A 2,221-nucleotide genomic window follows, 5' to 3' on the forward strand; every position below is an offset into this window, starting at 1 on the left:
CCACACTGCTGTTCTTCCTTTCGCCGACGTGCCCGGTGTGCAAGACCTTGCTGCCGGTGCTCAAGTCGGCCCAGGCAAAGGAGCGAGCCTGGCTACGCGTGATCCTGGCCAGTGATGGTGACGAAGCCGAACAGTTGTCCTTCATTCGGCGTGAAGGGCTGAATGAGTTTCCGTATTTGCTCTCTCCCGAGGTTGGAATGGCTTACCAGATCGCCAAGCTGCCCTATGGGGTGTTGATTGATGCCTCGGGCAAGGTGACCGCACACGGCCTGATCAATACTCGCGAACATCTGGACAGCCTTTTCGAGGCGAAAAGCCTCGGCTACGCCACGGTTCAACAATTTCATGCGGCACATGGCTGAGTTGCCAGGCACACGCATCGAGGGCAATGACGATGGAAAACAATTGGCTTGATCAAGTGACCGAAAAACTTACCCGACAGACCGCTCGCAGCACGTCGCGTCGAGGTTTTCTCGGCGGCTTGGGCACTCTGTTGATCGGTGCGGGCGCCTTTACGCTGCTGCCGGTCTATCGCAACAGTGCCTTTGCTTCCACCGGCATTGCTGAAGAAGGAAATCCCAATAGCTGCGACTACTGGAGACATTGTGYGATCGACGGTTTTCTCTGTGGATGTTGTGGTGGCACGGCTAGCAGCTGTCCGCCAGGCACCGTGAAGTCGGACATCACCTGGATCGGCACMTGCCGAAACCCTACGGACGGCAAGGACTACGTCATTTCCTACAACGACTGTTGTGGCAAAAGTAATTGTGGGCGCTGCATCTGCCAGCGAGATCAGGGCGACACGCCAATCTATCGGCCGCAGAGCTCGAATGATCTCAATTGGTGTACCGGCAGCCAGGCGAATGTGCCTTATCACTGCTCGCTGTCGGTCGTGATAGGAGTGAAGAAACAATGATTCGCGCAGTTGCTCTGKGGCTTCTCCTGTCCAGCAGCTGCAGTTGGGCGACCGAGCCGGCTCAGGTCGATTACATGCTCAATTGTCAGGGTTGCCATTTACCAGATGGCAGCGGCTTTCCCGCACGACAGGTGCCAGATTTGCGTAATCGGATGGGCAGCTTTCTCAGTGTGCCGGGGGGTCGCGAGTATCTGGTGCAGGTGCCGGGGACCGCCCAGACGGCGCTGCCCGATTCTGATCTGGCACGCTTGCTGAACTGGATGCTCGGCAGCTTCAGTGCGGCACAGATACCGGCGGATTTTCAACCCTATACCGCTGCTGAAGTAGGCACCTTGCGTCAGTATCCCCTGGCCAGCCCATCAGTCATTCAAGCACATCTGCTTGAACAGATCGTTCAGCGTGAGCAACAGCAGCACAGTGGAGCATTCGCAGATGAATAAGATGACCAGCCTGGCCTTACTGTTTCTGGCTCCGCTCGCCACCCAGGCGACGGAGGCGCCCACTGCAGCACTGAGTGCAACCTGTGCGGTGTGCCACGGCGCAGAAGGCCAGGGTAATCAGGCGTTGGGCGCACCGCGCCTGGCGGGGCAGAACGTACAATATCTGGCTCGTCAGCTGCTGAATTTCAAAGCCGGCCGGCGCGGTTACGCTCAACAGGATCAGGCGGGGCAGAGCATGCGTGCGATTACCCTGAGCCTCAGTGAAGAGCAGCTTGCCAGTCTGGCCGCGCACTACGCCGGTCTGCAACTGGCCAAGGCGCCACAGTCTGACAGTGCCACTGCCAAAGTTGGCGCAGCACGCTATCAGGATACCTGTGCGGCTTGCCACGGCCAATTTGCCCAAGGTTATGCACACCTGCAGGCACCTGATTTGCGAATCCTTGACGGCTGGTATATCGATCAGCAGCTGAACAATTACGCTCAGGGTTGGCGGGGGGCAGATGAGTATTCCGATATCCAGGGCAAGTGGATGCARGCCATTGCTACCCAGATCAATAACAAAGAACGGCAAGCCGTGGTCGACTTCATAGGAACACTGGGTGTTGATCCAAAGTAAGGCAACCCGCCAAAGCTGACGCTGTTATCCGTGAGCCCTCCGCTGCCAGCGGAGGGGGCTTTCTATTGCGGCTTGTCACAGAGTCTCATGAGTATCGCTGAAATCTATTTGATCAACCGGCGGCTGCGACCAGACCACCGTCCAGCGCCAGCGTATGTCCGGTGATCCAGGAAGAGGCCCTGGATGCCAGGAAGATGGCAGCGCCAGCCATATCGTCCTGATTGCCAAGACGCCCCCTCGGGACCATGG

Annotated in this window: 4 protein-coding genes and 1 pseudogene; 4 read left to right on the top strand and 1 reads right to left on the bottom strand. The window is 57.9% G+C overall.

The features are described from left to right. From ACXRVY_RS25195 to ACXRVY_RS25210, 4 genes and pseudogenes are all read left to right on the top strand, one after another. Positions 1-362 (top strand): annotated as a pseudogene (locus tag ACXRVY_RS25195) (thiol-disulfide isomerase); the annotation flags it as partial. Positions 363-388: 26 nt separating this feature from the next. Further along, on the top strand, positions 389-916 hold the full coding sequence (locus tag ACXRVY_RS25200) for a methylamine dehydrogenase light chain (RefSeq protein WP_458238541.1): 528 nt from the start codon (positions 389-391) through the stop codon (positions 914-916). Positions 917-1,056: 140 nt separating this feature from the next. Next, positions 1,057-1,356 (top strand): hypothetical protein, encoded by a 300-nt coding sequence (locus tag ACXRVY_RS25205; protein WP_223457179.1) that lies wholly within the window; start codon positions 1,057-1,059, stop codon positions 1,354-1,356. Further along, positions 1,349-1,972, top strand: a complete 624-nt coding sequence (locus tag ACXRVY_RS25210; RefSeq protein ID WP_110660980.1) for a c-type cytochrome — start codon at positions 1,349-1,351, stop codon at positions 1,970-1,972. Before ACXRVY_RS25205 ends, ACXRVY_RS25210 begins: the two co-directional genes overlap by 8 nt. A gap of 112 nt (positions 1,973-2,084) precedes the next feature. On the opposite strand, the gene ACXRVY_RS25215 is transcribed toward ACXRVY_RS25210, so the two are convergent. Then, positions 2,085-2,219, bottom strand: coding sequence for an SDR family oxidoreductase (locus tag ACXRVY_RS25215; RefSeq protein ID WP_458238542.1), 135 nt, complete (start codon positions 2,217-2,219; stop codon positions 2,085-2,087). Positions 2,220-2,221: the final 2 nt, after the last annotated feature.

It is taken from the genome of Pseudomonas sp. P5_A2_2 (genome assembly GCF_054177685.1).

Coding starts and splice junctions, on each gene's coding strand:
- ACXRVY_RS25215 (WP_458238542.1), bottom strand. CDS start 2,219: ATGGTCCCGAGGGGGCGTCTTGGCAATCAGGACGATATGGCTGGCGCT.